The 26,840-nt window shown below is 51.1% G+C and carries 26 protein-coding genes and 1 tRNA gene; 11 read left to right on the top strand and 16 right to left on the bottom strand.

What is annotated here, in order from left to right; translation table 11 throughout:
• Together E1189_RS23880 and E1189_RS10675 are read left to right on the top strand one after the other, a co-directional pair.
• The coding region (locus E1189_RS23880) for a hypothetical protein (RefSeq protein WP_196221368.1) at nucleotides 1-995 on the top strand (995 nt) is incomplete at its 5' end.
• Nucleotides 996-1,128: 133 nt separating this feature from the next.
• A tRNA-Arg gene (locus E1189_RS10675) sits at nucleotides 1,129-1,204 on the top strand.
• Between the two features lie 151 nt (nucleotides 1,205-1,355).
• On the opposite strand, the gene glpC is transcribed toward E1189_RS10675, so the two are convergent.
• Genes glpC through glpA form a run of 3 tightly spaced genes read right to left on the bottom strand, consistent with a single transcriptional unit; the run spans nucleotide 1,356 to nucleotide 5,622 of the window.
• Nucleotides 1,356-2,579 (bottom strand): anaerobic glycerol-3-phosphate dehydrogenase subunit GlpC, encoded by a 1,224-nt coding sequence (glpC, locus tag E1189_RS10670; RefSeq protein WP_329601978.1) that lies wholly within the window; start codon nucleotides 2,577-2,579, stop codon nucleotides 1,356-1,358.
• The gene (gene glpB / locus E1189_RS10665) at nucleotides 2,576-3,916 is read right to left on the bottom strand and encodes a glycerol-3-phosphate dehydrogenase subunit GlpB (protein ID WP_155160167.1); all 1,341 of its coding nucleotides are present in this window, start codon (nucleotides 3,914-3,916) and stop codon (nucleotides 2,576-2,578) included. The genes glpC and glpB overlap by 4 nt, the downstream gene beginning before the upstream one ends.
• Nucleotides 3,913-5,622, bottom strand: coding sequence for an anaerobic glycerol-3-phosphate dehydrogenase subunit A (gene glpA / locus E1189_RS10660; RefSeq protein ID WP_155160165.1), 1,710 nt, complete (start codon nucleotides 5,620-5,622; stop codon nucleotides 3,913-3,915). The genes glpB and glpA overlap by 4 nt, the downstream gene beginning before the upstream one ends.
• A 243-nt stretch (nucleotides 5,623-5,865) precedes the next feature.
• On the opposite strand from glpA, the gene E1189_RS10655 reads away from it, so the two are divergent.
• The 3 genes from E1189_RS10655 to E1189_RS10645 all read left to right on the top strand — a co-directional run bounded on the left by E1189_RS10655 (nucleotide 5,866) and on the right by E1189_RS10645 (nucleotide 9,089).
• The gene (locus tag E1189_RS10655; protein ID WP_155160163.1) at nucleotides 5,866-6,723 is read left to right on the top strand and encodes an MIP/aquaporin family protein; all 858 of its coding nucleotides are present in this window, start codon (nucleotides 5,866-5,868) and stop codon (nucleotides 6,721-6,723) included.
• Between the two features lie 66 nt (nucleotides 6,724-6,789).
• Nucleotides 6,790-8,295, top strand: coding sequence for a glycerol kinase GlpK (gene glpK / locus E1189_RS10650; RefSeq protein WP_155160160.1), 1,506 nt, complete (start codon nucleotides 6,790-6,792; stop codon nucleotides 8,293-8,295).
• 83 nt (nucleotides 8,296-8,378) lie between these two features.
• Nucleotides 8,379-9,089 carry a tRNA1(Val) (adenine(37)-N6)-methyltransferase gene (locus tag E1189_RS10645; protein ID WP_155160158.1) on the top strand — a complete coding sequence of 237 codons (711 nt, stop codon included), beginning with the start codon at nucleotides 8,379-8,381 and terminating at the stop codon, nucleotides 9,087-9,089.
• Between the two features lie 52 nt (nucleotides 9,090-9,141).
• Here the strand turns inward: E1189_RS10645 and E1189_RS10640 are convergent, their stop codons facing one another.
• On the bottom strand, nucleotides 9,142-10,188 hold the full coding sequence (locus E1189_RS10640) for a hypothetical protein (RefSeq protein WP_155160156.1): 1,047 nt from the start codon (nucleotides 10,186-10,188) through the stop codon (nucleotides 9,142-9,144).
• Between the two features lie 226 nt (nucleotides 10,189-10,414).
• Nucleotides 10,415-11,497, bottom strand: a complete 1,083-nt coding sequence (locus tag E1189_RS10635) for a methyltransferase (RefSeq protein WP_155160154.1) — start codon at nucleotides 11,495-11,497, stop codon at nucleotides 10,415-10,417.
• A gap of 163 nt (nucleotides 11,498-11,660) precedes the next feature.
• Here E1189_RS10635 and udk point away from each other — a divergent pair, with 163 nt between their 5' ends.
• A complete protein-coding gene (udk, locus tag E1189_RS10630) occupies nucleotides 11,661-12,281 on the top strand; it encodes a uridine kinase (protein ID WP_155160152.1) in 621 nt (206 codons plus the stop codon).
• Nucleotides 12,282-12,500: 219 nt separating this feature from the next.
• On the top strand, nucleotides 12,501-13,541 hold the full coding sequence (locus E1189_RS10625; RefSeq protein ID WP_155160151.1) for a GMP reductase: 1,041 nt from the start codon (nucleotides 12,501-12,503) through the stop codon (nucleotides 13,539-13,541).
• A gap of 72 nt (nucleotides 13,542-13,613) precedes the next feature.
• On the opposite strand, the gene pflA is transcribed toward E1189_RS10625, so the two are convergent.
• Complete coding sequence (pflA, locus tag E1189_RS10620) at nucleotides 13,614-14,339, bottom strand: pyruvate formate-lyase-activating protein (protein WP_155160148.1); 726 nt, start codon at nucleotides 14,337-14,339, stop codon at nucleotides 13,614-13,616.
• A gap of 409 nt (nucleotides 14,340-14,748) precedes the next feature.
• On the opposite strand from pflA, the gene E1189_RS10615 reads away from it, so the two are divergent.
• The gene (locus tag E1189_RS10615; protein WP_155160146.1) at nucleotides 14,749-15,285 is read left to right on the top strand and encodes a hypothetical protein; all 537 of its coding nucleotides are present in this window, start codon (nucleotides 14,749-14,751) and stop codon (nucleotides 15,283-15,285) included.
• Nucleotides 15,286-15,351: 66 nt separating this feature from the next.
• Here E1189_RS10615 and E1189_RS10610 read toward each other — a convergent pair whose 3' ends face one another.
• From E1189_RS10610 to E1189_RS10595, 4 genes are all read right to left on the bottom strand, one after another.
• Nucleotides 15,352-16,656 carry a sodium ion-translocating decarboxylase subunit beta gene (locus E1189_RS10610; protein ID WP_155160144.1) on the bottom strand — a complete coding sequence of 435 codons (1,305 nt, stop codon included), beginning with the start codon at nucleotides 16,654-16,656 and terminating at the stop codon, nucleotides 15,352-15,354.
• 10 nt (nucleotides 16,657-16,666) lie between these two features.
• On the bottom strand, nucleotides 16,667-18,445 hold the full coding sequence (oadA, locus tag E1189_RS10605; protein WP_155160142.1) for a sodium-extruding oxaloacetate decarboxylase subunit alpha: 1,779 nt from the start codon (nucleotides 18,443-18,445) through the stop codon (nucleotides 16,667-16,669).
• A gap of 25 nt (nucleotides 18,446-18,470) precedes the next feature.
• Nucleotides 18,471-18,734: an OadG family protein gene (locus E1189_RS10600; RefSeq protein WP_155160140.1), complete on the bottom strand. Its 264-nt coding sequence runs from the start codon at nucleotides 18,732-18,734 to the stop codon at nucleotides 18,471-18,473.
• 382 nt (nucleotides 18,735-19,116) lie between these two features.
• The gene (locus E1189_RS10595; protein WP_155160138.1) at nucleotides 19,117-21,123 is read right to left on the bottom strand and encodes an ATP-binding protein; all 2,007 of its coding nucleotides are present in this window, start codon (nucleotides 21,121-21,123) and stop codon (nucleotides 19,117-19,119) included.
• A gap of 177 nt (nucleotides 21,124-21,300) precedes the next feature.
• Between E1189_RS10595 and E1189_RS10590 the strand changes: the two genes are divergently transcribed.
• The 3 genes from E1189_RS10590 (at nucleotide 21,301) to E1189_RS10580 (ending at nucleotide 22,360) form a co-directional block, all read left to right on the top strand.
• Nucleotides 21,301-21,645 carry a tRNA-dihydrouridine synthase gene (locus E1189_RS10590; RefSeq protein ID WP_329601976.1) on the top strand — a complete coding sequence of 115 codons (345 nt, stop codon included), beginning with the start codon at nucleotides 21,301-21,303 and terminating at the stop codon, nucleotides 21,643-21,645.
• A gap of 2 nt (nucleotides 21,646-21,647) precedes the next feature.
• Entirely contained in the window at nucleotides 21,648-21,902 is a 255-nt protein-coding gene (locus E1189_RS10585) for a helix-turn-helix domain-containing protein (protein WP_196221367.1), read from the top strand.
• Between the two features lie 71 nt (nucleotides 21,903-21,973).
• Nucleotides 21,974-22,360, top strand: a complete 387-nt coding sequence (locus E1189_RS10580) for a hypothetical protein (RefSeq protein WP_155160133.1) — start codon at nucleotides 21,974-21,976, stop codon at nucleotides 22,358-22,360.
• Here E1189_RS10580 and E1189_RS10575 read toward each other — a convergent pair.
• From E1189_RS10575 to E1189_RS10550, 6 genes are all read right to left on the bottom strand, one after another.
• A complete protein-coding gene (locus E1189_RS10575; RefSeq protein ID WP_155160131.1) occupies nucleotides 22,317-23,333 on the bottom strand; it encodes a contractile injection system protein, VgrG/Pvc8 family in 1,017 nt (338 codons plus the stop codon). The two genes, E1189_RS10580 and E1189_RS10575, sit on opposite strands and share 44 nt — an antisense overlap.
• A gap of 4 nt (nucleotides 23,334-23,337) precedes the next feature.
• Nucleotides 23,338-23,547: a tail protein X gene (locus E1189_RS10570; protein WP_155160128.1), complete on the bottom strand. Its 210-nt coding sequence runs from the start codon at nucleotides 23,545-23,547 to the stop codon at nucleotides 23,338-23,340.
• Nucleotides 23,534-23,941, bottom strand: a complete 408-nt coding sequence (locus tag E1189_RS10565) for a phage tail protein (RefSeq protein WP_155160127.1) — start codon at nucleotides 23,939-23,941, stop codon at nucleotides 23,534-23,536. Before E1189_RS10565 ends, E1189_RS10570 begins: the two co-directional genes overlap by 14 nt.
• An 8-nt stretch (nucleotides 23,942-23,949) precedes the next feature.
• The gene (locus tag E1189_RS10560; RefSeq protein ID WP_155160125.1) at nucleotides 23,950-25,644 is read right to left on the bottom strand and encodes a hypothetical protein; all 1,695 of its coding nucleotides are present in this window, start codon (nucleotides 25,642-25,644) and stop codon (nucleotides 23,950-23,952) included.
• A 154-nt stretch (nucleotides 25,645-25,798) separates the two neighbouring features.
• Nucleotides 25,799-26,188, bottom strand: a complete 390-nt coding sequence (locus E1189_RS10555) for a phage tail assembly protein (protein WP_155160122.1) — start codon at nucleotides 26,186-26,188, stop codon at nucleotides 25,799-25,801.
• A 68-nt stretch (nucleotides 26,189-26,256) separates the two neighbouring features.
• Nucleotides 26,257-26,763 carry a phage major tail tube protein gene (locus tag E1189_RS10550; protein ID WP_155160120.1) on the bottom strand — a complete coding sequence of 169 codons (507 nt, stop codon included), beginning with the start codon at nucleotides 26,761-26,763 and terminating at the stop codon, nucleotides 26,257-26,259.
• Nucleotides 26,764-26,840: the final 77 nt, after the last annotated feature.

Below are 26,840 nucleotides of genomic sequence, written 5' to 3'. Positions count from 1 at the left end.
TGCAAACAACCAGAAAGGGCAACTTAGCCGAAGAAGCCAAAGCGTGGCAAGCAGGGGAAGACATAAAGAAGCCTCAACGTGAGATGACAGCTGCTGAGAAGGCTCAAGACCGCCTAACCAATCCAGAGATTCACGCTAAGTATCTTGGTCAACCATGCAATCACTGTGGCTCACCTGTGGAATCTACTTTATCGCTATATTGCTGGAGTTGCCTAAATAGCAAGAAAAGAAACGGGACATATAGCAAGCCACTTCCATTAAACGCAATTCCTCATACCTTCTATATCCTGAAAGCTGCACGAAAGATGTACAAGAAGATGGGGAGTCAAAACCCATTGGTTGAGCGATTAGACAAGAAGCTTCAGAACAACTATCAGTTCTGCAGAGACATGGGTCATTTCCCCAAGTCATGTAAAGACACTCCCGCTAAGAGAGTTGAACTGCAATGGCAATGGATGGCCTACCTTTATATGCGTGAAGAACGAGCCTCAAGAACTAACGTAAAGCCCACTGCTGAAGAAATGGCAGGCACCATCATAGGTACTCACATCTGTCTTAACGAATACCCCCGCATCATTCAATGGAAACAACAAGCCTTTGAATCCTATGTAGGCCGTGTGGTCATTGGTAGGTATGGGACATGCCCAGGCTTAAAGCATCGCATGTGGTCAGCTGTAGAAAGAACTACGTTACTCCGCCCACTACTCCCTGCTATTGAGCATGAAGTAAGGCGTTACTCTGCTGATATTCTTGAACTTTCAGCTGAGTTACAGAATAAAGGTAATGAACGCAGACGGAAGGTATGGACACCTGAACGACGATTAGCTGCTTCTGGCCATTTCAGCAAGGGAAGAGGCAAGAGGCTTGACGTTCATAAGATGGAGATAGTTGTTATTAATGCTTTTGGGAAGATAACCAAGGCCAGCCAGCAAGACATACGTGAGCTTCTGCATACCGCAGGCTATCAGACAAGGAAAGCATTAGGCTTGGTTTAGATGCAGGAAGGTGAGACTGATTTCTGAGGTACAATTGAAGGTACACTTTAGTCTGTAAACTGTTGCAAAATAAAGCGAACGTACATATAGTCTACTCGTCTGTAACCCTTGGTACAGCTACGCTCAATGCGTTGTCCCCATAGTTTAACCGGATAAAACTGCCGCCTCCTAAGCGGCTGCTCCAGGTTCGAGTCCTGGTGGGGACGCCACTTTTCACATGCCTTCAATTACCTTCCCGTACATCCGTCGCTAATCCACTCCCTTATTCCCTGCATATTTATCAGAAAACACTCTGTGTATTGATAAAAAGAAAGCCGGCAAAAGCCAGCTTCCCTCATCAGTAACGAATAGCAAAAACTATCAGGCCAAACTCATAGCCAGCAAAGTAACAGGATGCAACACCTTCTTGGAGGTACTCATCTCAACCTGCCACTTGCACGTCTCACAATCGGTCACAACATAGTCACAACCGCTGGCTTCAATTTGCTTGAACAGTTTGTCACCAACACTCTGGGATGTTTCGTAGTTCTCTTTCTTGAAACCATACGTTCCCGCAATGCCACAGCAGTTAGAATCCAGCTGTGTCAGCTCCAGTCCGGGGATTTCCCAGAGAGTTTTCAGGGTGTGAATCACACCACCAGCGCGAATCAGGTGGCAAGGGCTGTGATAAGCCACCTTCAGGTTCACTGGTTTCATGGCAGGAATGTTGCCGGACTTGAACTCGTTTGCCAGAAAACGGGTGATAAAACTGATCCTGGACTGCACATTCTCGTTGCTCACACCAAGAATATGAGGGTACTCATCTTTCAGCATCCATGCGCAGCTGGAAGATGTTGCAACAACGCGCTCACTGCCTCCATTTAAACTTTCTTCAAAAGAAGCCATATTGAGTTCACCGTTGGCACGGGCTTTTTTGTGAAAGCCGTTTGCCACCAGCGGTACGCCACAGCACTTCTCTTTCTTCATCAGCCGCACGCCGATATTCATGGCATTCAACACCTTGATCAGATCCATGCCTAATTCAGGTTCATTGTTGTTCACTGAACAGCCATGGAAGTACGACACCTTGCGTACAAAGTTCTCTTGCCTGGCGGCCACTGACTTGTACTGGGAGCGGAAGCTCTTTCGCGCATAAGCTGGGAAGGTGCGGCGCTGGTCAATGCCCAGCCCCTTATCCATCAGCATTTTCACAGGCTTAATGCTGGTCAGCTTATTCACCAGAGGCGCAGTGCCTCGCGTCAGCGTTCCCATCATGTCTGTATGACTGAGTACAAAGTCACGAACCTTGAAGCTGTTATTGCCATACTTGTCTTTTGCCAGCGCAATAATGTCGGCAATACGTACATCGGAAGGGCAGGCCACTTCACAACGCTTACAGCCGGTGCAGTACTTCAGCGCGTCATCAAGAAAATCCGGGCTTTTCAGGCGCAGGCGCTCACCATCCGGTCCACACTGTTTCGGGCCAGGAAAGTCCGGGCGAGCCAAAGCCACCGGGCATTGAGAGGTACAAGCTGTACACTTCAGGCACTGGTCGAAGGAGCGATCACTGGTAAAGCCACCGCTGTTGATATTAAACAGGTTCACTGAGCACTTTCCTTCTTCACCTGATTGATCACCTGTTGAGCCGCTTCCCAACCTGTACTGATGGCCACGCCACCACCAGAGCATTCCTGCACCGGGTCGTAACCACCCAGCACGGCTCCGGCCACATGCAGGTTTTTTAGCGCCAGTCCATTCATAGATGGATTGCCCTGTTCATTCAATGCAACACCACAACGAGTGAAGCTCTGCCCTTCAGCGGCAAGGAATCGGCGACTGCTGAAATCCAGATTATTTTCTGGCAGGCCATAAAGATCGAGTCCAAACACCGGCTCTTTCACTTCACAAGGCTGGCTGGGTTCATGCTTTTTGGAATCCAGACCACGGCTAAAAAAACTGCCGCTGGCAAGAATGAAATGATCGGCAAAAAGTAAATCTTCACCCGTGCTGACACTTATCACACGATTACCCTTCACCATGCCATGCCCAGCTTGAGTGCCGGGAACCAGAAAGCCACCCAGTGCACGAAAACGGTTACGTAACGCCTGGTGCATACGCAGACCATGTACAGAAGGCGGCAGTGCAGCCACATCAATAATATTCAGGCCAGTGCGCATACGCAGCTGCTGCAGACGAGTACTGCCCTGCTCCTCACTGCCAAGATCAGGATCAAAGCAGGCAGGCAAAACAACCAGATCAGCCTGCTGGATACGCTCCGCCATGACACGGGAAAGAATATCCATATCTTTATTTCCCATTGCATAGGCCAGCTGAGGTGCACGCATGGTATCTGCTGTCGCGCCATGACCATGCTCGAGAGGCAGGGTAATGTTCATGTGCTCAACCGTCGCTTCTTTTAACGACGGATGTTGTTTAAGGTTGCGAGCCGCCAGCTCTGGCATAAAGTCCAGAAAACCGGTGATATTCACAAAAACAATTTTCTTCGGTGCCATGTCTGGAGATTGGAACATCTCCCAGCCCAGAGGTTGCACCGCAGGCTGGCTGTAGTAGGTTGGACGCAGGGCACCGGCGGCGGTCATGCGCCACTGGTTTTCACCTTGCTCCTCTGCACGGCCAAGAGCCAGACCGGCCTCGGCCATCTGGCCATGGAACCAGCCCATAGCCTGAGCCACAGCTTCACCTCCCAAACGGCTGTATGGGTGTTCAGGACGTTCCGCTGCCAAAGTATCTATCGCTTCAAATGGACGGCGAACAGCACCCTGGCCGGGCACACGCCCTAATACATCAAGGCTGCCGGAGGCAAACGTCAGGGCACATTCACCGGCGGAAATCACGGCCACTTTCAGGCCGGCTTCTGCACAACGGATACCAGCGGTTAAACCAGCAAGGCCTCCACCAATCACAAGGCAATCATGTTTCATGGGTTGGCCTCTACTTCACTCTTTTCCAAACTTGTTTTCTCTTTCGTCGTCTCGTCAGGTTTATTCCCTTCAGAGCCGCCAAGCCCAAGCAAACCTTCCTGCACCCAGTAACTGAACTCGGCTTCCCGCAGGCCATCTCCCCAGAGCACAGGGCGAACGCCTTTCCAGCGCTCATCAATAAAGTCGCGCAGAGTGTCCAGAGCTTCAATCTGGTTGTTGCGGGTTTCTGCCAGCAGACCGGCCGTACGACAGGCACACATTTCCCCCTGACAAGGGCCCATACCTACACGGGTTCGACGACGAAGGTCAGACAGGCTGCGTGCGTTCAGCTTATCCACGGCGTACAGAATCTCGCCACGGGTCACCACTTCACACTCACACACGACAGCGTTATTCCACTTACTGTCTTCCTTTACGAAATCTTTGGCACGCTCGCCATGACGGTAAACCGCGGAGCCTGCAACAGACTTGGGCAGGGAAGAGTCCGCGAGACTGTAACCGCCCACCTGGGCTTTCTTGCCCGTGCGCTTGTCGTCATCAGACAACAGAGCACCAGGCAGAGGTCGGCTGGCTGTTGTACAAGGCGTGGAAATATCGAGATGTTTCGCTGCCATATCCGTGGCCACTTCTGCCATAAGACGGTAAGTCATCAGCTTGCCACCTGTTATGGTGATAAGGCCAGGCAGTGCGTCGGTTTCAGCATGATCAAGGGCAACCAGGCCGCGACTGATCGTACGGTCAGAACCGCCACTAGACAGGGACACCAGAGGACGGACACCGGCATAGGCGCGGAGAATACGGGTACTGGCCATAGATGGCGCCAGTTTAGAGCCTTCTTTCAGAAGCACACGCACTTCGTCGTCGGTGACTTCCATAGTTTCCAGCTCATCGCGGCTCACATGGGTAGATGTTGTACCGATAACAGAGACGGTATCACCGGGAACCAGAATGTCAGAATCCCCCGGACGACGGCAGCGATTGATCACCATATTATTCATGCGGTGCCCCAGAATCAGGAGCGCGCCACGGGAGTGATACATATCCACAGACAGGTCTGCGTATTCCATCACTTCATGACACCAGGCACCTGTCGCATTGATCACCTGACGGCTGCGAATCTCGAAGTGTTCACCGGTGCGCTGGTCAATGCAGTTCACACCACGCACATGGCCCATATGAATAATCAGGCCAGTGACTTTAGTGTCACTAAGCAGCGTGCCGCCCTGTTCACGACCATCGAGAATGTTAGATGAGGTAATACGGAATGGGTCGATAGTGCCATCAGGAATGCGTACCGCACCAATCAGACTGGGGTTAATGGACGGCTCCAGAATCAACGCCTGTTCCGGGGTAAGCACTTCTGTCTCAATGCCCGCTCGTTTACAACCGTCCAGAAAGTCTTTTTGATACTCGAGGCCATCTTCCGGCAGGGATATGAAAAGGCCATCGGTCCTTTCAATGCAGTGCCCGGCAATATGCTTCAGGGTTCGATTCTCACGGATACACTCTGCCGCCGAGTGGCTATCAGTTACCGCATAGCGCGCGCCCGAGTGAAGAAGACCATGATTTCGACCTGTTGTACCGCTGGCGATATCACCGCGCTCCACCAGAATTGTGCGCATTCCCCGCAGACAACAGTCACGGAATACACCTGCCCCGGTTGCGCCGCCACCAATGATGACTACGTCTGTTTCCAGCCGTCTCATAATAATAATGTTTACCAATGTTCGATGCTGACAAAAAGATTACAATTTGCATAGAAGTTTTGTTTTGATATGAAGCAATCGTTTGTTTAGAAACTAAACGAGTGCTGAGAAAAAAACACCAACAAACGAAATACCCCCAACAAATAACAAAACTGAACGTCTTTTTTTTGATTTCGGTCAGAATTCAAACATTTCCTATCTGAAACAATAACCTTCTTATTCCACCGCCCTCAGGTAGGACTTATGTTTAAGAGAGAAACATTGCCTGGCGAATGCATCGCAGAAATGATCGGAACTGCAATGCTGATTACTTTTGGTGCCGGCGTCGTTGCCGCCCTTGTTTTAACTGGTGCAAGCTTTGGTCAGTGGGAAATCAGCATTGTCTGGGGTATGGGGGTGGCACTGGCTATATACGTCACAGGTGGTGTTTCTGGCGCCCATCTCAACCCGGCCGTAACAATTGCCCTCATGCTATTCAAAGGTTTTGAACGCAAAAAAGTCATTCCTTACATAGCCTCTCAGGTAGCTGGTGCCTTTATTGGCGCAGCGTTGGTTTACATCATGTACCTGCCTGTTTTCACACACTACAATATTGCTCACAACATTACCCCCGGTTCCGTTGAATCCCTTGCAACGGCAGGTATTTTCTCCACCTACCCCATGGCTGCGCTGAGTAACGCCCATGCCTTTATGGTGGAAGTGTTTATCACTGCCGTTCTCATGTGCACCATTCTCGCTTTAGGTGACGACAAAAACGGTGCCCCGAATGGCGCACTGACAGCCACACTGATCGGTGTTCTGATTGCTGTCATCGGCTGTTCTTTCGGTCCACTCACCGGTTTCGCCATGAACCCAGCCCGTGATTTTGGTCCCAAGCTGTTTGCTTTCTTCTCTGAGTGGGGCTCCGTTGCCCTCACTGGTGGACGCAGCAACCCTTATTTCTGGGTTCCTATTCTTGGCCCCATTATTGGTGCCAGCCTTGGAGCTCTCTTCTACACCCGCGTTATTGAAAAGCAGCTGGATCTTCAAAAGGAATGTTCAACGGCTGGATGTGAAATCCGACCAACCACAACTGTTGAAAGCCTCCTGAGAGATCAATAAGTTTTTATAAACAACGAATACCCAAGAAAATACAGCTCTGGGAACAGAGCAATTAAGGACGATGCCATGAGTACTTCTAAGAAATATATTCTTTCTCTGGATCAGGGAACCACCAGCAGCCGCGCCATCCTGTTTAATCACAATGGTAAAATTGTGAACACCGCCCAACAGGAATTCACTCAGCATTACCCACAGGCTGGCTGGGTGGAACATGACCCCATGGAAATCTGGGCTACCCAGCGTGGCGTAATGACAGAAGTTATCGCCAAGACCGACATCAAACATAATGAAATCGCAGCAATTGGTATTACCAACCAGCGTGAAACCACCGTAGTCTGGGACAAAAACACCGGCCAGCCTGTTTACAATGCCATTGTCTGGCAATGCCGTCGTACCGCAAGCATCTGCGAACAGCTGAAGCGCGATGGTTTGGAAGAATATGTCCATGAGAACACCGGTCTGGTTCTGGATGCCTACTTCTCCGGCACCAAGATTGCCTGGATTCTGGACAATGTGAAAGGCGCCCGGGAAAAGGCTGAGAATGGCGAACTGCTGTTTGGCACCATCGACACCTGGCTGACCTGGAAGCTCACTGGCGGCGAGTCCCACGTGACCGACGTGACCAACGCGTCCCGCACCATGCTCTTCAACATCAAAACCCTTGAGTGGGATGAGAAGATGCTGAGCGCTCTGAACATCCCTCGCACCATGCTGCCTGAAGTGAAATCCAGCTCCGAAATTTATGGCCAGGCTGCCATGGGCAACAACACCACGGTTCCTATCGCAGGTATTGCAGGTGACCAACAGGCTGCCTTGTTCGGTCAGCTGGCTCTGGAAAAAGGTATGGCCAAGAACACCTACGGTACTGGCTGCTTCCTGTTGATGAACACCGGTGAAGAGCCTGTTCGCTCTGACAACGGCCTGTTGACCACCATCGCTTATGGTCTGGACGGCAAAGTTAACTACGCTCTGGAAGGCTCTGTGTTCGTAGCGGGTGCCAGCATCCAGTGGCTCCGTGATGAACTGGGCCTGATTCGTGACGCAGCTGACTCTGAATACTTTGCCGGCAAGGTAAAGGACACAAATGGTGTCTATGTCGTACCAGCCTTCGTAGGCATGGGCGCACCTTACTGGGATGCCTATGCCCGCGGCACCATTGTTGGCCTGACCCGTGGCGCCAACCGCAACCATATCGTACGCGCCACTCTGGAAGCACTGGCTTATCAGTCCCGTGACGTTCTTGATGCCATGCAGAAAGACTCCGGCCTTGACCTGAACCAGCTCAGCGTAGATGGCGGAGCCGTTGCCAATAATTTCCTGATGCAGTTCCAGGCAGACGTTCTGGGTTCCAACGTTGTACGTCCAACTGTGATTGAAACCACAGCGGCGGGTGCTGCTTATCTGGCAGGTCTGGCTGTCGGCTTCTGGGAAAACACCGATGATCTGCGCAGAAATGTAGGCGTTGATCGTGTATTCAAATCAGAGATGGAAGAAGAACACCGCGAGAGGGTTTACGCTGGCTGGAAGCGTGCTGTTAAGCGTTCTCTGAAGTGGGCAGAAGAAGAGGAGTAATATCTCTTAACACTGTCGATTGCACAGACTCATGGGCGGCACCATCAGGTTCCGCCTTTTTTCTATCGGATTATTTAACACCTATGGCCCGAAACCAACACTTTCACTTCAAGCAATTTTCCGTTTATCAGAAAGATTGCGCCATGAAGGTATCCACCGATGCCTGCCTGTTTGGTGCCATAGTGGATATCGCATACAGTACCCAGATTCTCGATATTGGGACAGGAACAGGCTTACTGGCACTGATGGCAGCACAACGCTCCCAAGCCACCATTGATGCTGTGGAGCTTGATCCCAGCGCTGCAGAACAAGCCACAAAAAATGTCAGCGAGAGCCCGTGGAAAGATCGTATCTCCGTCATCACTCAATCCATTCAGAATTTCACCACCACGGCGTTGAAGCGTTATGATGGTATTCTCTGTAACCCACCTTTCTTCACCGGTCACATGGCCTCAGCCTGTGCACTCAGACATCAGGCAAGGCACAATGACGCCCTGGCTTTTGAAGAGCTGGCCCGCTGCGCCAAAACGCTGCTCACAGAAGAAGGAGAGTTTCATGTGCTTTTGCCAACCTCAGAGCTGGAGCGCTTTATCATAGCGAACAAACAGGCAGGGCTTTTTCTGACTAAGAATATCTCGGTGCGCCCGACACTGCGCAAAGAAGTATCGCGGCAGATTATGACCTTTCGCCACCAACCAGCACTGCTTACGGAACACGAGATCTGCATTCATGGAAAGGATGGCTACACCGAAGCATTTACTGAACGACTCAAGCCGTTTTACTTAAAGTTGTAACACAGAAAAACGGCGACTTTATAGTCGCCGTTTTTCTATCAACAGCACTTATTTATGACTGCGATTCATCTTCCGCTGAAGAAGGTTTTTGCTGTGAACTTAACATCTGCTCAAGCTGTTCCACCCTCGCTGTAAAGGCATCCGGCGTACTGGCACTACTCAACACAGGGCGAATACTGTCTGTACCGTGGAACTCTTTTCTGTACACAAGCATCAAGTGCTCACGGGCATCTTTACTTTCAAGACACTTTTTGGTGTATTCAATCGCATCGTGGGCGGCATAACGCTTCAAGGTACTTAAGCGCTGTGGAGAAATCGGCTTACCATCCTTCGCGCTCTTATAACGCATCTCAAGCTCCTTATCGAGAGACAGCTGATAGAAGTCCAGCTCCCGCAAATTCGCTTCTAGTGCGTCACGCATAGCCTGATCACGCATTTCTAAAGAGATGTCTTTCTGCTTGCCATCTTCTTCGGTGGAGAGGTTATTTAATGCCTTTGCAAAGTGATAGGCCGCACCATTCACAGAAGCTCCGGTTCGCTTACTGCCAAAAACAGTGAGTTTGGTTTGCCAATCCTGACGCCATGTCGCATGTTTTTCGTCCTCAGCAAACTGCTGATCAGCTTTGAGTACATCCAGACCATCCTGCATCCCAGCCTTGCGGTTCTGCTCTGCCAGTTCGGCACGGCGCTCATCCTCAACCTGACCAAGTTCAACAGCTTTTTGATATCCAGCCTTCAGGGCTGCAATATTGTCCGGATCCTCCATAAACTCGAGAATCATCCCAAAGTCTTTCGCCCGCATTTTGGCGTCACCTTGACCGGCCATTGTTTCCAATTGCTCGGCTGAGAGCTTACCACCACTCCAGATTTCCTTATGGAGCTGAATATCCCGCTTGTCCAGCTTCATAACATGGACGGGGGTATCCTCTGCGTTAGTTCTAAAGGTTCTTAAAGCGTTCACAACGGTTACTTTCAAACCCCGCCACAAGAACCTGAGCTTTCCCAGAAGCCCGTTATGTTGAGTTTTGGCTTCCAGTGTTCCCCACGCATTTTTCAGGTTAGGTAAACGATCACCTATATACTCTCCCAGTTTACTCATCGGATACCTCTCCCTGGTTTATCCCTATTGAGTGAGAGCTGACTAAGCAGCCCGGACTACTCAGACCATAGATAGCTTCTAAAGAGCGGGCAAATTTCGGGAAAAATACGACAAAAGCCGAATCAAAACCCAGGAGAGGAGCACTTTTTAAAGAAAAAGCGTCAGCTTTTTTCAGGCAAAAAACTGACGTACAGGAAGAAGTGCCCTAATAAATCATGCACCTGTGTCAAATTGAACGATTGCGATAAACCGGCTGAAAACTGCCTGAAAGCGTCGCACCATAGACAGTAAACCCCTGACCTTTCGCCAGTTCTTCACAATGGCCAAAAGCGTCCTCTATAAGAGGACGATATTTCAGGAAGCTGTTCGCCACAATGCGCAGTTGACCTCCCTTGCACAGGTGATTTTTGCAATCTTTCAGAAATTGCTCGGTGACATCGTAGCGGGTCTTCACACCTTCATGAAACGGAGGATTAGAGATAATCCAGTCGTAGCGGCCCTTCAGTTCAGATAAACCGTGGCTGGCAATGACCTTGCCTCCTTCAATATTGTTTGCCTCAAGGGTGCGGCGGGCGGATTCCAAAGCCATGGCATCGGTATCCAGCAGCGTTGAACGACAGCGGTTATGGCGCATTGCCAGCCAGCTGCCAATAACACCGGCACCACAGCCAAAGTCCAGTATCTGACCGCGAATATTTTCCTTTGCCAGGGTTTCCAACAGAAGTCTGCTTCCCACATCTAAACGACCGTGGCTAAATACCCCAGGCAAAGTACGTACAGTAATCTCTGTGCCTGCAACGCCAACGGAGAAAGCGGTTTCTTTCAGGGCTGGAGCAGGAGAGCGGACAGTGTCGTCCGGCAACAGAGCCAACAGGCCAGAATGACAACCATTGAAAGCAATATCAATGTCACCCCACTGACCCAGACGCTTCTTCCAGGACTTTATACCTGTGCCATTCTCACCCACCAGCCACAACATGCCACCTTCTGCCAACTTCGGGCACAGCTGCCCAAGCATGGCATCCATAAGCGGCTTACTTTTTTGCAGGAACACGACAATTGCCTCAAATGCACCTTGCAACTGCGCTACATCGTGGGTGTAGACTACTTTGTTGCCGGGAAGGCTTCTGCCAGCGGTTTGCGCACTTTCGCACACTGTTGTGAATACTGAAATATCAGTAGAAGGTAGCTCACTCCCCAAATCTGCAACCACACTGTCGGCCGGAGGCATCACAAGGAGAAGACGTTTTACGTCCAGCTCACTGCTGTTACGCAGCAATAATCGAGAAGGGTTGGTCTGGCTGCTCATTGTGCATACCGTAAAAAAGCTGTGTTATACCTTAAGGCTTGTAAACCGTCTACTCATGAAGCCTCAAAGCTCTGTGGTTCTTATGTATAATGCCCTATCCACTTCCCAGCAGCCTGTATCTATAATTTCTTACAATTTCAATAATGTCAGGACAGATGATCCTATGTCTCAGAAAACAATTCTGGTTGGTATTGCCGGCGCATCCGCATCCGGAAAAAGCCTGCTGGCTGAAACTCTGGTAAAAGAGTTTCCACGAGAGCATCTGTGCGTAATTTCTGAAGATTCCTACTATAAAGATCAGAGCCATATGGCGATGAGTGAGCGGGTAAAAACCAACTACGATCACCCAGAGTCCATGGATCACGATCTGCTGCTCAAGCATTTGAAAATGCTCAAGAACGGTGAATCCATCGAAGTTCCAAAATACGATTACGCAGAGCACAATCGTACTCGCGACACCCGTCGTATTGAGCCTGCCAAGGTTGTGATTTTTGAAGGTATTCTGCTGTTCGTAAACCCAGCTATCCGAGAAGCTTTTGATCTGCGCTTCTACATGGATACTCCGCTGGATATCTGTTTCACCCGTCGTCTGCAGCGAGACATCATCAGCCGCGGCCGCGATATGGAATCCGTAATTAATCAGTACATGGACACTGTACGCCCCATGTTCATGCAGTTTATCGAACCATCTCGTCAGCACGCCGACCTGATCATCCCTCGCGGCGGAAAGAATCAGATTGCCATCGACCTGATTAAAACCAAGATTCACTCCTTAGTGAACTGAGTTGAACTAAGTACCCGCTTATCCGGCACCTGAGTCCCCTTCAGATGCCGGTATCCCTGCCCGTATTAACCACATATTTACACTTACACAGAATTACCGGATACTTACTCGGTATAAGCGCCCTCGCCTGCCATTACTCAAATGGCTTGCTGGCTGTAGCCACAGCCGCTTGTACACTTTCTTTTTATTTATTCAGGCCAAACAGGCTTAAGCATCATCATGCGCATAGAAAGTGATATCAAACTCGGCTTCAAAGACGTCCTGTTCCGTCCAAAGCGCTCCACCCTGCGCAGCCGTTCTCAGGTAGACCTTCAGCGTACCTTCCGTTTCATGCACTCCGGCCGCGAGTGGACAGGTGTTCCTGTTATCGCTGCCAACATGGACACAGTGGGTACTTTTGAAATCGCCAAAGCTCTGGCCGAACACGGCATGCTGACCGCTCTTCACAAGCACTATACCCTCGAAGAGTGGGATGGCTTCCTGAAAGATGCCGACGAAGACATCTACAACCGTATTATGGTGAGTTCCGGCACGTCCGATAACGACTTTGCCAAGCTGACTGCCCTTCTCGAGCGCCATCCCAAGCTGTACTTCATCTGTATTGATGTGGCAAACGGCTACTCTGAACACTTCGTAAGCTTTGTATCCAAAGTGCGCGAAAGCTTCCCCGACAAAGTCATCATTGCCGGTAACGTCGTGACGGGTGAAATGGTTGAAGAACTGCTGCTCGGTGGCGCCGACGTAGTGAAAGTAGGCATCGGCCCTGGTTCTGTATGCACCACCCGCGTGAAAACCGGTGTGGGCTACCCACAACTGTCTGCCATCATTGAATGTGCTGACGCTGCTCACGGCCTCAGCGGTCAGATCATAGGTGACGGTGGCTGCACCTGCGCTGGCGATGTTGCCAAAGGCTTTGGCGGCGGCGCTGACTTCATGATGCTGGGCGGCATGCTGGCTGGTCACGATGAGTCCGGCGGTGAGATCGTTAAAGAGGGTGATGAAACCTTCAAGCTGTTCTACGGTATGAGCTCTTCCACAGCTATGGATAAGCACGCCGGCGGTGTTGCCGAATACCGTGCTTCCGAAGGCAAGACCGTTAAGGTTCCCTATCGCGGCCCGGTGATCAACACTATTCAGGATATCCTGGGCGGCGTTCGCTCGACCTGCACTTACGTAGGCGCAGCTCAACTGAAAGAGCTGACTAAGCGCACCACCTTTATTCGTGTGCAGGAGCAGGAAAACCGCGTTTTTAACGGTTAATCTCTCCCACGGATACAGAAAAGGCCGCAATGGGAGTTGCGGCCTTTTCTTTTGTCTCGAGAAATGCTGACGTTAATAGGTCGCGTTCACTCCACGTTCCAGGAAAATATTCTGCAGCGCTTTCATAACGTCATCAGACGGTGGCTTCACATCCACCAGCTCGTATTCGTCTTTCATCACATCCCACTTATGCTTGCCCAGGGAGTGATAAGGCAGTAGCTCGACCTTCTCGACATTTTTCATGTCTTTCACAAAGTCTGCCAGCTGAACCGCGTACTCTTCCTTGGTCGTATAACCATCAACAACCACATAACGAATCCACGTAGGCTTGTTGACCTTTTCCAGATACTGAGCAAAACGTAACACACGCTCATTCTTGGTATAGGTCAGCTTCTGGTGAAGGTCGTTGTCCATGTGCTTGATATCCAGCAGCACGAGATCAGTTTCATCAATCAGATCTGCAATAGCGGGGCTGATGCTTTTCACATAACCGTTGGTATCCAGACAGGTATGAATGCCTTCCTTACGCAGTTCCTTGAACAGCTCGGTGACAAATTCAGGCTGCAGAGTTGGCTGACCGCCGGATACAGTCACACCACCGGTGAGAAAGTGACGTACAGGCATGATCTTTTTCATCAGATCATCCACCGTGACCATTTCACCCTCTTTCATGCTCCAGGTATCACGGTTGTGGCAGTAACGGCATCGCATTACGCAGCCTTGTGTGAAAACAATAAAGCGGATACCTGGCCCGTCAACCGTGCCAAAAGAATCGGTGGAATGAATACGCCCCAGCATGACTACTCCAAACAAGATGGGTGCTGATCGAGCCTTTCGGCAATTTCAACAGAAAGATGAAAAGCTCAACAAATGGTAAGTGGCCGCAATGCTACTCCCGCTTGCTGTCCATAACAAGCCTTCATTGTGTTCACAAATACAGGAATTCGCTGCAAGTAAAGTGCTATGCAATACCGTTGTTTGATAGAGAAAAAAAATGGTAGAAGACGGCATTTGGCTAATAATTACGCATTCTCTGCACGGGAGCTGACAGTTATGTCACTGTGGGAATCACGACCGCCCTTCGCCTTCTGAGCTTTAAGTAGTGTTACCTATGTTTGCCCTGCAAGGCATTGTCTAGTATTCGGCGCCATAAACACTTCACCATAAACATTCGAATGTTACAGGACGTCATCCTCCGGAGGACGAAATGAGCAAGTACCTCTACGCGACCGTATATGAGGAATTCACTGGTTTGAAACCCCCTGAGCCTACCGATAATAAGCAGCGTCGAAAGCGTGGTTATGGACACCCCTATCGTATGCGCCTGAATATGCAGGAAGAAACGGAAACCAAGCAGAAAAAGCCCGAGCGCCGTAACCAGTTTGGTCAACCTATTAACAATTCCCGCAAGAATCGAGATGAACAGCCACAAAAAAGCCGTGAGCTGCCTCCTCAATTCAATGCTATGCGCAATCAGCGCGAACAACGTTCCGGCAACGATTATGAGCAACGCTCTGAACAGCGTGCTGATTTTCGCTCTGATAAGCGTAACGAACGTCGTGAACCGCGTCAGAAATTTTCTGCGAACCACAGCCCTATGGGCCGAGCCATGGACAACCGCATAGACATGATGGCTATGCCAGCTGAGCCAAAGCCCCGTCAGGCCGCCAATGCACCGAAGGTGACGTATAAAAAACGGAGAACCTTCTCGATGGATAACATCGACAACTCTTCCGGAGAATAATATCTCAACAAAAAGCCCCGCTCAGACAACCAAGCAGGGCTTTTTGGTGTTTAGCACCCTTTAAAGCTACAGCGCAGATACATACTTAATCATCACACCTGCTGCAACTGCCGAACCGATAACACCGGCCACATTTGGCCCCATGGCATGCATCAGCAGGAAGTTATGGGGGTTTGATTCCAGACCCACCTTATTGGATACCCGCGCAGCCATAGGCACTGCCGATACACCGGCTGAACCAATCAGCGGGTTGATCTTCTGCTTGCTGAACAGGTTCATCATCTTCGCCATCAGAACACCTGCCGCCGTGCCGATACCAAAAGCCACGATTCCCAGAGACAGAATACCCAGTGTCTCAGCACTCAGGAACTTATCTGCCACCAGTTTGGAACCAACAGACAGGCCAAGGAATATAGTGACGGTGTTGATCAAAGCGTTCTGAGCCGTATCCGACAAACGATCCACCACACCACACTCACGCATCAGGTTACCGAAGCAGAACATACCCAGCAGCGGCGCAGCATCCGGCAGCAGAAGAGCTACCAGCACCAGCAGCACCAAGGGGAACATGATCTTTTCCAGCTTGGACACATGGCGCAGCTGAACCATCTCGATAGCACGCTCTTTCTCAGTGGTCAGCGCCTTCATAATGGGTGGTTGAATCATAGGAACCAGCGCCATGTAGGAGTAGGCCGAGACCGCAATCGCACCCAGCAGTTCAGGAGCCAGCACACTGGACACATAGATGGCTGTTGGACCATCAGCACCACCGATAATACCGATAGCTGCAGCCTGAGCAACGGAGAAATCCATAATGCCCAGAGAGGTCAAACCTACCGCACCCAGTACCGTAGCAAAGATACCGAACTGCGCCGCTGCACCGAGGAACAGTGTGCGAGGGTTCGCCAGCAGTGGACCAAAGTCCGTCATCGCTCCTACACCCATAAAAATCAACAGCGGTGCCACCGTACTGCCAATGGCAATGGAGTAGAAGTTATACATCATGCCGTTGGCGTAGTTCAGATCTGCCGCCAACTCCTGAGCAGCTCCCTGAACAGCGGCAGGTGCCGTGTAATAGGCATCGAGAACCTGTTTGTAATTCTCAACCTGCACACCCAGCACAGCCGCCAGCTGATTCAGCTGTTCCACTGTGCCGACATGGGCCATCTGCTCAACGGCGCTGTAAGCCAAACCTGCCGCAGGAATGTTGGCAAGAATGCCACCAAAACCAATAGGCACCAGCAGAAGTGGTTCGAAGTTTTTGTGAATGGCCAGATACAGCAGCAAGAAGCCGATTGCGATCATAATTAACGCATTCAGTTCCAGGTTGTACAGGCCGGACCCTTCCCAGAGGGCTATTACCTTATCCATAACAGCCTCCTTACGCCAAAGCGATCAGCTCATCGCCGACTACAACAGAATCGCCTTCCTTCACGCTGACACTGGCAACAGTACCGGCTTTGGAAGCACGCACTTCAGTTTCCATCTTCATGGCTTCAAGAATGATCACTACGTCACCTTCCTGAACCTGCTGACCCGCCTGCACATTCACTTTCCAGATATTACCGGCCAGTGGTGCTGGCAGAGGCTCACCGCCACCAACAGGAACGGTTGTTGCCACTGTTGGTGCAAGGGCTCCGGCAGAAACCGCCTTAATGCCAGATACATCGCCACCGTCGCTCACTTCAACAACGTATTCAGCACCATTGACGTTTACGGTGTAAGCCTCAGGTTCGCCGCTGTCCATAGCCACCAGCTCCTGACCGGTTGGTACAGGTTCAAAGGCATCGGGGTCGCCACGATTTTCGAGGAACCTGTAACCGATCTGTGGGAACAGGGCGACTGTCAGTACATCATCAATGGCGTTCTCAGCCAGTGTGATGCCCTTGGCTTTAGCTTCGGCAGTGACTTCTGCTTCCAGCTTGTCCATTTCCGGTTCCAGCAGATCTGCTGGACGACAGGTAATGGCTTCTGCGCCATCCAGAACTCGCGCCTGCAGCTCAGCGTTCATGGCAGAAGGAGCCGCGCCGTACTCACCCTTGAGGATACCCTGGGTTTCTTTAGAGATACTCTTGTAGCGCTCGCCAGTCAGTACGTTCAGCACAGACTGGGTACCAACAATCTGAGACGTTGGCGTAACCAGAGGGATAAAGCCGAGGTCTTCCCGTACCCGGGGGATTTCCTTCAGCACTTCATCAAACTTGTCGGCCGCACCCTGCTCTTTCAGCTGACTCTCCATATTGGTGAGCATGCCGCCGGGCACCTGTGCCACCAGAATACGGGAGTCTACCCCCCGCAGGGCACCTTCGAATTTGGCGTACTTCTTCCGCACTTCACGGAAGTAGGCGGCCACTTCTTCAATCTTTTCGATGTTCAGGCCAGTATCACGCTCAGTGCCCTGCAGAGCAGCCACAATGGATTCTGTGGGAGAGTGCCCGTAAGTCATAGACATAGAGGAGATCGCCGTGTCCACACGATCCACACCCGCTTCCACAGCCTTCAGCAGGGTCATGGACGACAGACCTGCCGTAGCGTGACAGTGGAGGTGAACTTCCAGACTGGTTTCCTGCTTCAGGCGGGACACCAGTTCATAGGCATCGTAAGGTGTGAGGATACCGGCCATATCCTTAATGCAGAGAGAATCGGCTTCGAGTTCTTCAATCTGCTTAGCCAGCTCAATCCAGTTATCCATGGTATGCACGGGGCTGGTTGTAAACGACAGCGTACCCTGTGCATGAGCCCCCTGCTTTTTTACAGCCTTCATAGCCTGTTGCAGATTACGTGGGTCGTTCATGGCGTCGAATACGCGGAATACATCCATACCATTGGCAACGGCACGTTCCACAAAACGATCAACGACATCGTCCGCATAATGGCGGTAACCCAGCAGGTTCTGGCCACGAAGCAACATCTGCTGCCTGGTCTTGGGCATGGCTTTTTTCAGTTCACGCAGACGCTCCCATGGATCTTCCCCCAGAAAGCGGATGCAGCTGTCGAAGGTGGCTCCACCCCAGCTTTCCAGAGACCAGTAACCAATTTCATCCAGTTTCTCAGCAATAGGAAGCATATCGTCCAGGCGGAGGCGGGTGGCAAACAGTGACTGGTGCGCATCTCGCAACACGACATCTGTAATTCCCAGCGGCGCTTTATTCACGGTCATTTTTCATTTCCCCCAGAAATAAGACTCAAGACTTTCGACGTGCGCGATGCTGGCTAATAGCATCATTGATGACTGCGAGCAGTACGGGGTCGGCAGCAGGATCGGCGGCTCCAGTGATGGATGCAGCAGCTTTGCGAGGAGCTGGAGCGGCGTCCTCGGGCGCGATGGTCTGTACGACTTTTGACATCAGGCCGGTTGCAAAAACCAGCAGGGTCAGAAAGATAAATACGAAGCCCATACCGAACACCATCAGCGACAGGCCTTCATTTATGAGTTCTGCTTGGGACATGGCACACCCTGTTATGTTTTTTTACTGTCTGACAAACCAGGGCCAGACCCTAATCGACAGCTTATTTTTTGGAATTATTGGGTTATAAGTCCGGTGGCTATTTTACCCAATCAGCTATAACGCGCAATCCTCTAGGTACAAACCACCAGCCAAAAACAGTACTTTAGGCACGATTTCTCAGAAAAAAGTCAGATGACGTGTACATTTCTTTACATAAAACCAGTGCTCACCGCTGCCAGCAAAGGTTTTTGAATGGACCGTATTCTTGGATTTTTTTAAGGGGTAAGTACCCGGATCATTGCTTTCGCATAATGATGGCGAGTGGATGTTTTTGCTCGTCAAGGAACAACGTCCGTAGCGTAGCCCGCTACAAAGCAAGAAACTATATATTCAGCTGGTGGAAGAATATTTTATTGCGCATGGTGGCATCTTTGAGCACTTTATCCCAGCTAATCACCTCTGTGTAGAGGTTGAGGTTGTCGTGCCAGTGGAAATATCCCTGCTGATCTGGCATTGGCTTAAAGTTTTTCTCCTCTTCCAGCCATACTTTCACCTTCTTATTCAGGTCACATACCACATAGCCATAAAACGGGGTGTTGCTACCAATCTGGATCTCCCGCCCTCTGGGCGTTTTAAACACCCCATCCCGAATTTTTCGAACGTATCGAATAACCTGCTGCACAGGGTCTTCATTTGAGGAGGGATTTATAAAATCATCCCGCTGCGGACGCTTAAATTCAAAGACCGTTACCGGGTTACTTGGTTCATTCTCACCACGAAAGACAACGCTATGATCAAAAGCCAGTAAATCAGGCCTGTCGGAATTGCCCCGCAGGGGAATATCGGAAGCAAGATATTCTGTAAAGTTCAAACGTTCGTCGATAAGCCACAAATTGTGAGCATCAAAGGGAGTCTCATCGGTATTACCTTTTCTGGGAAAGATAATGTCATGCACCACACCTTCTGATGAATACTGGCCGTCACTCCCCATTTGAAGGCTCTTTTCGAAGATATCAATAACACTTCGGCGCATAGCAATATAGTGAACAAGGTCATTCTTGCTTGTATCCGATACCATTTGGACAATCTCTGACGCCTTGCTCTTCAAGTCATCAACGCCCTCACTGGAAAGGAGCTTCTTTACCGCCCTACGGGCCTTTACCTCCTGATGAAATTTTGCACTTTGCAGTTTACTCTCAAGCTGTTCCTCTGTGGCATTGTATGCTAGATCTGCCACGTTGATGTTTTTTAGGAGGCCTTTATGCCAAGGTGCCCGGCTTTCAACATAATCTTTTAGACGACGAGCCTTTTTTTCCTTCCGCGCCTCAACATCTTCACTCACAGCCTTTACTGCATAGGCTGCAGCAGCCTTCTCAATATCTGTCTGAGCAATACCAAAATTAAGATCACTGTCTTTCTGAAACTCAAAGCCTCCCCGTTCGAGAGAAACATGTTCATCCATATAGCAGCCAGAAACATAGACCTTGATAATAAAATTCTTCCCTACTTCGCTGATCTCATCCCTCTCACCCTCACAAAATTCATCGACAAACTCAGGGATAAACTTATGAAGTGAAGTTGAGGTCACCTCACGCCGGTGAGCCACAAGACTCACCTTGCTTGTTTTTTCACGTGGAGAATAAAACTTAAACACCTTCACAAAAAACTGGTGCTCACAGTCAACAGCTGTCAGTTGAAAGTCGCCTGTGGCCTTGAAGACCTCCTGAATCAGCTCTCCACCTTGCCCCTGCAAATAGCTATTAAGGGTTATAACCTCTGATTCATCCTCTTCCCTCAGTACTACCTTTGGCAGACCCTCACCATTATCAAAGAAATAGGGCAGCAGGCGCTCAACCAAAACCCGAGCGATGGTAAAGAGCTGCTTATCTATGAACCTTGTATATCGAAGCGTAGAGATTCTTACCGTAGAGCCAGATAACTGCCGATCAGTAACAGTATTCGACTCGTTGATGATAATGTCTTTTTGCCGTCCCATTTGAAAACAACGACAAAAATACTGGCCACCTTCTTCGTAGATGCTCTCAACGGTATAGGTATCGAAATATTTGAGGCAGGTGAAGCGACCAAAGCCTTTCCCACCCTGAGATATCTTATGATCAGAGTACAGCGTATCGAATGAGTTACGGTTAGAGGTGTTAAAGCCAATACCATTATCGCTTACTGTAAAGCCACAGACCTCACCAGCACTGCCATCAAGGTCACCTTGTTTCTCTCGATTGACGACAATCTCGACCAAACCATCTTTGACATTTGCAATTTCTATAGCCTGAATAGCATTCACAATAATCTCAACAACTGGCGTGTATATGTTGACACCAGAACCTGCGCGAATATTATCAATCGCCCTCTGGATGTTGACATTACTCATAAAGTTCCCCCGACCATCCCTGTATTCCTCTAAGCTGTGATGTTATCTTACCGTGATGCGCTATCCCCCTATAGGGACCAAAGGAGTCATGATAGCCATTGATGACAGCTTTGCTGGCATTTTTCTCACGCCCGACATAGCATTGCCCGCTGTTTTTACCTGACAGTCTTTACATTCGTGAAAATTATCCTGGCCCCCATGGAGGGCGTTGCTGATTACATGACCCGCCAGATGATCACCGCAACCGGCGGTTACGATCTGTGCGTGACGGAATTTATCCGCATTACCGATACGGTATACCCCAAGAGCGTGTTTTATCGCCTGTGTCCGGAGCTTCGCCACGGCAGCCAGACTGCGGGAGGAACCCCTGTTCACGCCCAACTGCTGGGCAACCACATCACACTGATGGCAGAAAATGCCTGCAAGGCGGTGCAGCTGGGGGCGCGAGGCATCGATATAAATTTCGGATGCCCGAAAGGGATTAGTTCTACACACACTATATACGATAACTGGCAGGCATGATTATGAAGCAGGATTTCAAGCGCGTTTTTGCTGATCGTCTGGGTTTTCTGATGAGGGAGAGGGGCGTTACAGAGGAAGGGTTGGCAAGGAAGGTGAACAGGCCAGTCCATATTGTGGCGGCCTGGTGTAACGGCTCAGACTTACCACGCTTAAAAGACACCAAGCTCCTTTCTCAGGTGCTTGGTGTCTCTTTGGACTGGCTATGCGGAAATGATGATTACGTCGGCTGGAAACCAAGTGGCAAAGCTGAAAAGTAAAAGCTAATCCTTTCTGCTATTGCATATCCAAGGCCATTACAAATAATAAGATTTCTACAAAGGGGGAAATGATGAAGAAATCACAAAAATGGATGGTAGGCATAGCTGCGCTTTTTGTTTTGAGCGGGATTGGTTCGCTTCTGCCAGAATCTGAACCAGCGCCAAAAGCAGCACCAACCGATGCAGACATTGTGCGCACAGCACGGGTTAACTGTCGTATGGAAGTGCGCAGTGTCGCTAAATACCCTGACACCATCAAATACTCATCCGTGAATACAGGTAACGTGGTTGACGGGAATGTGTCTGTTCAGCTGAATCTCACAGCCAAGAATGCCCAGGGCATGGACACTCCCCACAAGGTGCTGTGTGTGTCATCAATGGATGATGTGCTTTTCCTGTCAGTAGACGGGAATATCATCTTTGATGAGACGGGTCGATCTCAACAGCAGTCAGGCTAAAAGTAAACCCACTCCCGGAGAGGCTCAGGCTCTGAGTCTGAACTCTCCACGCTCCATTCGCCTCTTTTCGCAGGCCGGTTACGTTCAGCGGTGTTTCCACCAGCATCAGCCCACCCACTGGTACATGTCCGGAGAGGTTCAGCACCTGCCCTGTGGATTTCGATTTCTTGAATCTGGCTCTGGCCGCTTCGTTTGCGGTATTCGCACTGGGGTACACTTTCGGCAACCTGAGAACCGGCTCACCTTCACCAGCACTCTCTTCAAAGTGCATCCCCTTTCGCACGTCGTACCAGCGGGCAATCACCGTGTTGAACTTGTCGGCGCTGGGGCCTTGCAGGCTCCATTGCTTGATGTCGGTTCGGTGGATATCCACGGCAGAGAGCTTTTTGCCTTCGCTATTAGTACCGGTGTTGCGCTGGGTGAATACCAGGGTGTCGCCCACCAGCTTGCCTACGGCATCGTTATCCCTTGCCAGGCGGGTGATCAGGTTCAGGTCACTCTCGTTGGTCTGATCCAGTTGATCAATAGCCACGCTTTGGAAGGCATCGGCTATGCGGGGCGTGAGTTTGTGCTCTGATGCGATGGTTTCCAGCACACCGGGCAGGGTGATGTTTTTGAAGCTGCGGGTTTTGCGGTCTTTTATTGCGCTGTCGGTGTCGGCCCCGTTGGCTGTGATTGTGATGATATCGCCACTGGGGCCACCGGATGGCGTCACTTCATCAACAACCCACCGGCCTGCAGGGTATACGCTCACTTTGTCGGCTATGCGATAGCCCAGTGCTACTTCCAGCAGTACGCCTTTTGCTGGCAGCTCAATGTACTGGCCGTGTTCGTCCGGCTGGTCATGGAGTACCAGCGTCATCTGATCCGATTCGTAGCCCTCGGCATCGGAAATATCCAGCGATTCAAACCGGTCTTTGATGGCGTCTGTTACGGATTCTTTGTTAGCGGTGATTTCAAAAACAGGAATCATGGGCTTACCAGAGCGTTACAGTTTCAGGTTCCGGGGCGGGTACGTTGGGCAGAAGAATCTCCAGCCCGGCTGGCAGCAAAGTGGGCTGTTCCCGGAGCCAGTAATTGCGGCGGATGACTGCCGTCACAACCTCACTGTCTGAGCGGTTGTAATACCGCAGACACACAAGATCCAGACAGTCGCCTTCTTTGGTGATGTATTTAGCGGACGCCATAGCGGTCACCGTAATAACTGAGGCCGATGGTGAAATCTATCTGCCGTGCCTGCATAAAGGCATCGAGCTGTGAGGAGGTTTGTTGGCAGCGGGTGACGCTCCAGTACCCCAACACCTTGCCCACGCCATTAACATTGGTCACCAATAACAGTGGGTGGCCGCTGTCGGCTTCGGCAGCAATGCGCTCTATGTAATCCGCCTCGCCATACTCCCCCGGAATGATAATGCCGGGCAGGCTGATGGTCTGATCACCGATACCGCCGAATTGTTTCACGGGTCTGTTGCCCAGCCGGTTCTGATTAGCCCACTGCCATGCCCAGCTGCGGCTGAGGCTGTCGATGCTGGCGGTGGTCAAGCCAAACACGTAGTTACCGAGTTTTGCGGATGGTTGCATGTTATCCCTCAGATGGCCATGGCGCTGCGGTCGTACATGCCGCCACGCTGTCGTCTGCGTTTGCGCTCTTCGATTTCTTCCATCTTGGCCGCGACTTTCTCTGCCAGTGCTTCCCCGTCTTCGCCAGGCTGCTGAACAATGGTGAAACTGTTGTTGGTGTCACCTTCTGAGCTGGCATTGTTGACGGTTTGCGCCATAGGTACCTGACCGTAGGATTGCGGCTGCATCGGCTTGAATGCCTGCTCTGCCGGTTGCGGCTGCATCGGCTTGGGAAGATTCTCTTCGCTGACTGTGACGGTTTCGGGGTCGTCACCACCTCCAAAGCCAAAGAACCCGGCAATCTTGCCTATCGCGGAATCACGGATTCTCACTATCGCGTCAATCACATCCAGCAGCTTCTCCACCAGCGTGCCCACGATACTGAGCACAGGTGAAACAACTGCGCCTATGAGTTTGAAGGCTGGTGCCAGTACTTTGAAAATCGTCTCCCCTACTCGCCAGACTACGGAGAAAAACCGGCCCAGACCTTTACTAAAAGCGTCGATGGTGTCTTTATTGGCCGCAATCCATTCACGAATATTTGTCATCTGATCGGTAAACCATGGGAGTGCAGGACTCATAAATGAAGCGAACGTGCTATATGCCTGTCCTTTCAGTTTGCCAAGCTCGTCGTTAAAGTTGGCAGATGCTTCTATAACCTCTTTTGGAATTACGCTGGTTTGTTTGCGCATCTCCTTTAGGGCTTCAGAGCCACCATTGACAACATTGATCAACGCCACCCCTTCACTGTCCCACAACTTCATAGACAGTCTGGTTTTATCATTCGCATTCTTTACCTGGCTCATGGCATCAGCGATCTTCATCATCTGTTCGTCAGGGGAAAGTTTATTAAGCTCTTCCGCACTAAGCCCAAGCTCCTCAAGTGCATTTACAGCCTCACCTGTACCCTGAGCTGCTTCTGCGATTCTTCGGCTCTGCCTTTGCAATGCCATATTCATAGTTTCCGCCGATACTCCCGACAGTTCAGCCGCAAACTGCATCTCCTGCAGAGCATCTGTTGTCATGCCCAGCTTCGACGCCTGCTTTCCGATCACATCAAGCTTGTCAGCCAGCCGTGCTGTTGCTGCAAACGCTGCCGTGGCTCCTGCTGCCGCCGCAGCACCTGCCGCCGTTACTCCTGCCGCTGCCAGCCCTGCCCCAGCAGCCAGACGGGAACTGCCACCCATAGCGGTTACGCCACGGCCAACCCTGGTGCCACGTCCATATTCTGCTGCACGGCCTACGGTGGCTTTTTTCAGGGATTCAATACGCTGGGCTTTCTGGAGAGAGGTGTTCAGCTCATCCTGCTTGCGGCGGGCAACATCGGCACGGTGAGCATAACCCCGAATCTCATCCCCAAGGTGTTTCACATTCACCCCGGCATTTTTGGCAGCGCGCTGGCTTTGCTTGAGCTTTTTCTCAAGCTTGGCCTGTACCGCTTCCATGTTTTTGGTGTCGCCACGGCCGCTGGCCATGCGTTTGTTCAGTGCCGCCAGCTGGCGCTCGTACTTCTGCACCTCTTTTGCCCGGGAGAGCTTGCGGTTCAGGTGGTCGAAGTCCTTGCCGAGGCCGTCTGCTTCCTTTTTCACCTGCTCCATGGATTTGCCCATAGAGCTGTTCACACTGGCACCTATGCCAATGTTGATGGCCATGCGCTTTGCCATTACTTTTTATCCTCTTTCTTGGGCAGGCCGTCGTACCACCAGTACAGGCGTGAGATGGGCATATCCAGCAGTTCAGATTCGTTCCAGTGGGTCCAGCTGCACAGGGTGAGCATGATGTCTCGCAGGTAGTCCGGGTCGGGCAGGTTTTTGGCGGCTATTCCGGGATTGTATCCTGTGGCAGCTCGGCCTGTGGCTTTCCCAGTGCGGTTTGTTCCTCAACGGACTGAGGCAGGGCGAAACCCTTTCGCATTTTTTCGCGCTGGTCAGGGTCGGTGCGCAGCAGCATCAGGGTCAGGGCCATGCGCTCGTAATCGCAGTCGTGGAGGGTGTCCAGATCATCCGGTGTCAGGTCTGTGCAGTTGGCGCAGATAAAGCGCTCTTTTTCGTAATCCCGCAGCTCTTTGTCGTGGGAGACTTTGGTGGTGGCTTTGAGGGCGTTGATCTGGTCCCGGCTTGTGGGTTCGCGCATTTCTACGCTCTGAACCTTGCCGGTGCTCAGCTGATAGGGGCGGGTGAACACGACTGTTTCAGTGTAATCGTTCACGGCGGGTCATCCATGTGAAGAAAGAGAGAAAAGCCAGCCCCGGGCGGAGCTGGCAGTGATGGTGCGGGTTAGCCGATACCAAGGTTCTTGCGGTACTGCTCCCAGGTATCGGTTTTGCCATCGGGCTTGAGGGAAACCGCCTTGATATCCACGGAGAACACCGGCACACCGTTAATGCTCTTGGTGTATTTGGTGATGTGCTGACGGTAGGTGATGGTGTGCTCACCATCGCCGCCACTCATCTCCGCTTCTTCAATACGGGTGACACGGCCACGGTATTCATACATCACCGCAATATCGTTGCCGTCTTCGTCCTTCAGGTTGCCCCGCACCTTCTGGGAGACATCCCCACGGCCCAGCACAGACGAAAGCTTTTCGTCATGGGTTTTGATGACCGTGGTGGCTTCCATGCTCGCCACCTTGTTCATAAGAATCTCATCGGTACCCGCAAGGCCACCAGCGGTGTGCTCCTGCACTACCATCTCAACGGCCGGGGGCGTGTGGGACTGGACGGTTCCGGCATAACCATAACCGTCCAGTGAGACGGTGAAGCCGGTGAGTGTGTTATTAGACATTCGGAATCACCTGCGTCAGGTAGTCGGTGTTTTGGGGGTGGGCGGTGAAGTTCATGGTTTCCGCAGGGGGCGGCACC

It is taken from the genome of Parendozoicomonas verongulae, from assembly GCF_009711465.1.
Lineage (GTDB): Bacteria > Pseudomonadota > Gammaproteobacteria > Pseudomonadales > Endozoicomonadaceae > Sansalvadorimonas > Sansalvadorimonas verongulae.
Note: the sequence above shows the minus strand (reverse complement) of the source record. Positions and strands in the feature narration are given on the sequence as shown.

Coding starts and splice junctions, on each gene's coding strand:
- E1189_RS10560 (WP_155160125.1), bottom strand. CDS start 25,644: ATGGCAAAGCGCATGGCCATCAACATTGGCATAGGTGCCAGTGTGAAC.
- E1189_RS10640 (WP_155160156.1), bottom strand. CDS start 10,188: ATGAGTAAACTGGGAGAGTATATAGGTGATCGTTTACCTAACCTGAAA.
- E1189_RS10645 (WP_155160158.1), top strand. CDS start 8,379: ATGGCCCGAAACCAACACTTTCACTTCAAGCAATTTTCCGTTTATCAG.
- glpK (WP_155160160.1), top strand. CDS start 6,790: ATGAGTACTTCTAAGAAATATATTCTTTCTCTGGATCAGGGAACCACC.
- E1189_RS10600 (WP_155160140.1), bottom strand. CDS start 18,734: ATGTCCCAAGCAGAACTCATAAATGAAGGCCTGTCGCTGATGGTGTTC.
- E1189_RS10550 (WP_155160120.1), bottom strand. CDS start 26,763: ATGTCTAATAACACACTCACCGGCTTCACCGTCTCACTGGACGGTTAT.
- E1189_RS10655 (WP_155160163.1), top strand. CDS start 5,866: ATGTTTAAGAGAGAAACATTGCCTGGCGAATGCATCGCAGAAATGATC.
- E1189_RS10610 (WP_155160144.1), bottom strand. CDS start 16,656: ATGGATAAGGTAATAGCCCTCTGGGAAGGGTCCGGCCTGTACAACCTG.
- E1189_RS10625 (WP_155160151.1), top strand. CDS start 12,501: ATGCGCATAGAAAGTGATATCAAACTCGGCTTCAAAGACGTCCTGTTC.
- glpA (WP_155160165.1), bottom strand. CDS start 5,622: ATGAGACGGCTGGAAACAGACGTAGTCATCATTGGTGGCGGCGCAACC.
- E1189_RS10575 (WP_155160131.1), bottom strand. CDS start 23,333: ATGATTCCTGTTTTTGAAATCACCGCTAACAAAGAATCCGTAACAGAC.
- E1189_RS10635 (WP_155160154.1), bottom strand. CDS start 11,497: ATGAGCAGCCAGACCAACCCTTCTCGATTATTGCTGCGTAACAGCAGT.
- pflA (WP_155160148.1), bottom strand. CDS start 14,339: ATGCTGGGGCGTATTCATTCCACCGATTCTTTTGGCACGGTTGACGGG.
- oadA (WP_155160142.1), bottom strand. CDS start 18,445: ATGACCGTGAATAAAGCGCCGCTGGGAATTACAGATGTCGTGTTGCGA.
- udk (WP_155160152.1), top strand. CDS start 11,661: ATGTCTCAGAAAACAATTCTGGTTGGTATTGCCGGCGCATCCGCATCC.
- E1189_RS10580 (WP_155160133.1), top strand. CDS start 21,974: ATGAAGAAATCACAAAAATGGATGGTAGGCATAGCTGCGCTTTTTGTT.
- glpB (WP_155160167.1), bottom strand. CDS start 3,916: ATGAAACATGATTGCCTTGTGATTGGTGGAGGCCTTGCTGGTTTAACC.
- E1189_RS10585 (WP_196221367.1), top strand. CDS start 21,648: ATGAAGCAGGATTTCAAGCGCGTTTTTGCTGATCGTCTGGGTTTTCTG.
- E1189_RS10565 (WP_155160127.1), bottom strand. CDS start 23,941: ATGCAACCATCCGCAAAACTCGGTAACTACGTGTTTGGCTTGACCACC.
- E1189_RS10615 (WP_155160146.1), top strand. CDS start 14,749: ATGAGCAAGTACCTCTACGCGACCGTATATGAGGAATTCACTGGTTTG.
- E1189_RS10570 (WP_155160128.1), bottom strand. CDS start 23,547: ATGGCGTCCGCTAAATACATCACCAAAGAAGGCGACTGTCTGGATCTT.
- E1189_RS10595 (WP_155160138.1), bottom strand. CDS start 21,123: ATGAGTAATGTCAACATCCAGAGGGCGATTGATAATATTCGCGCAGGT.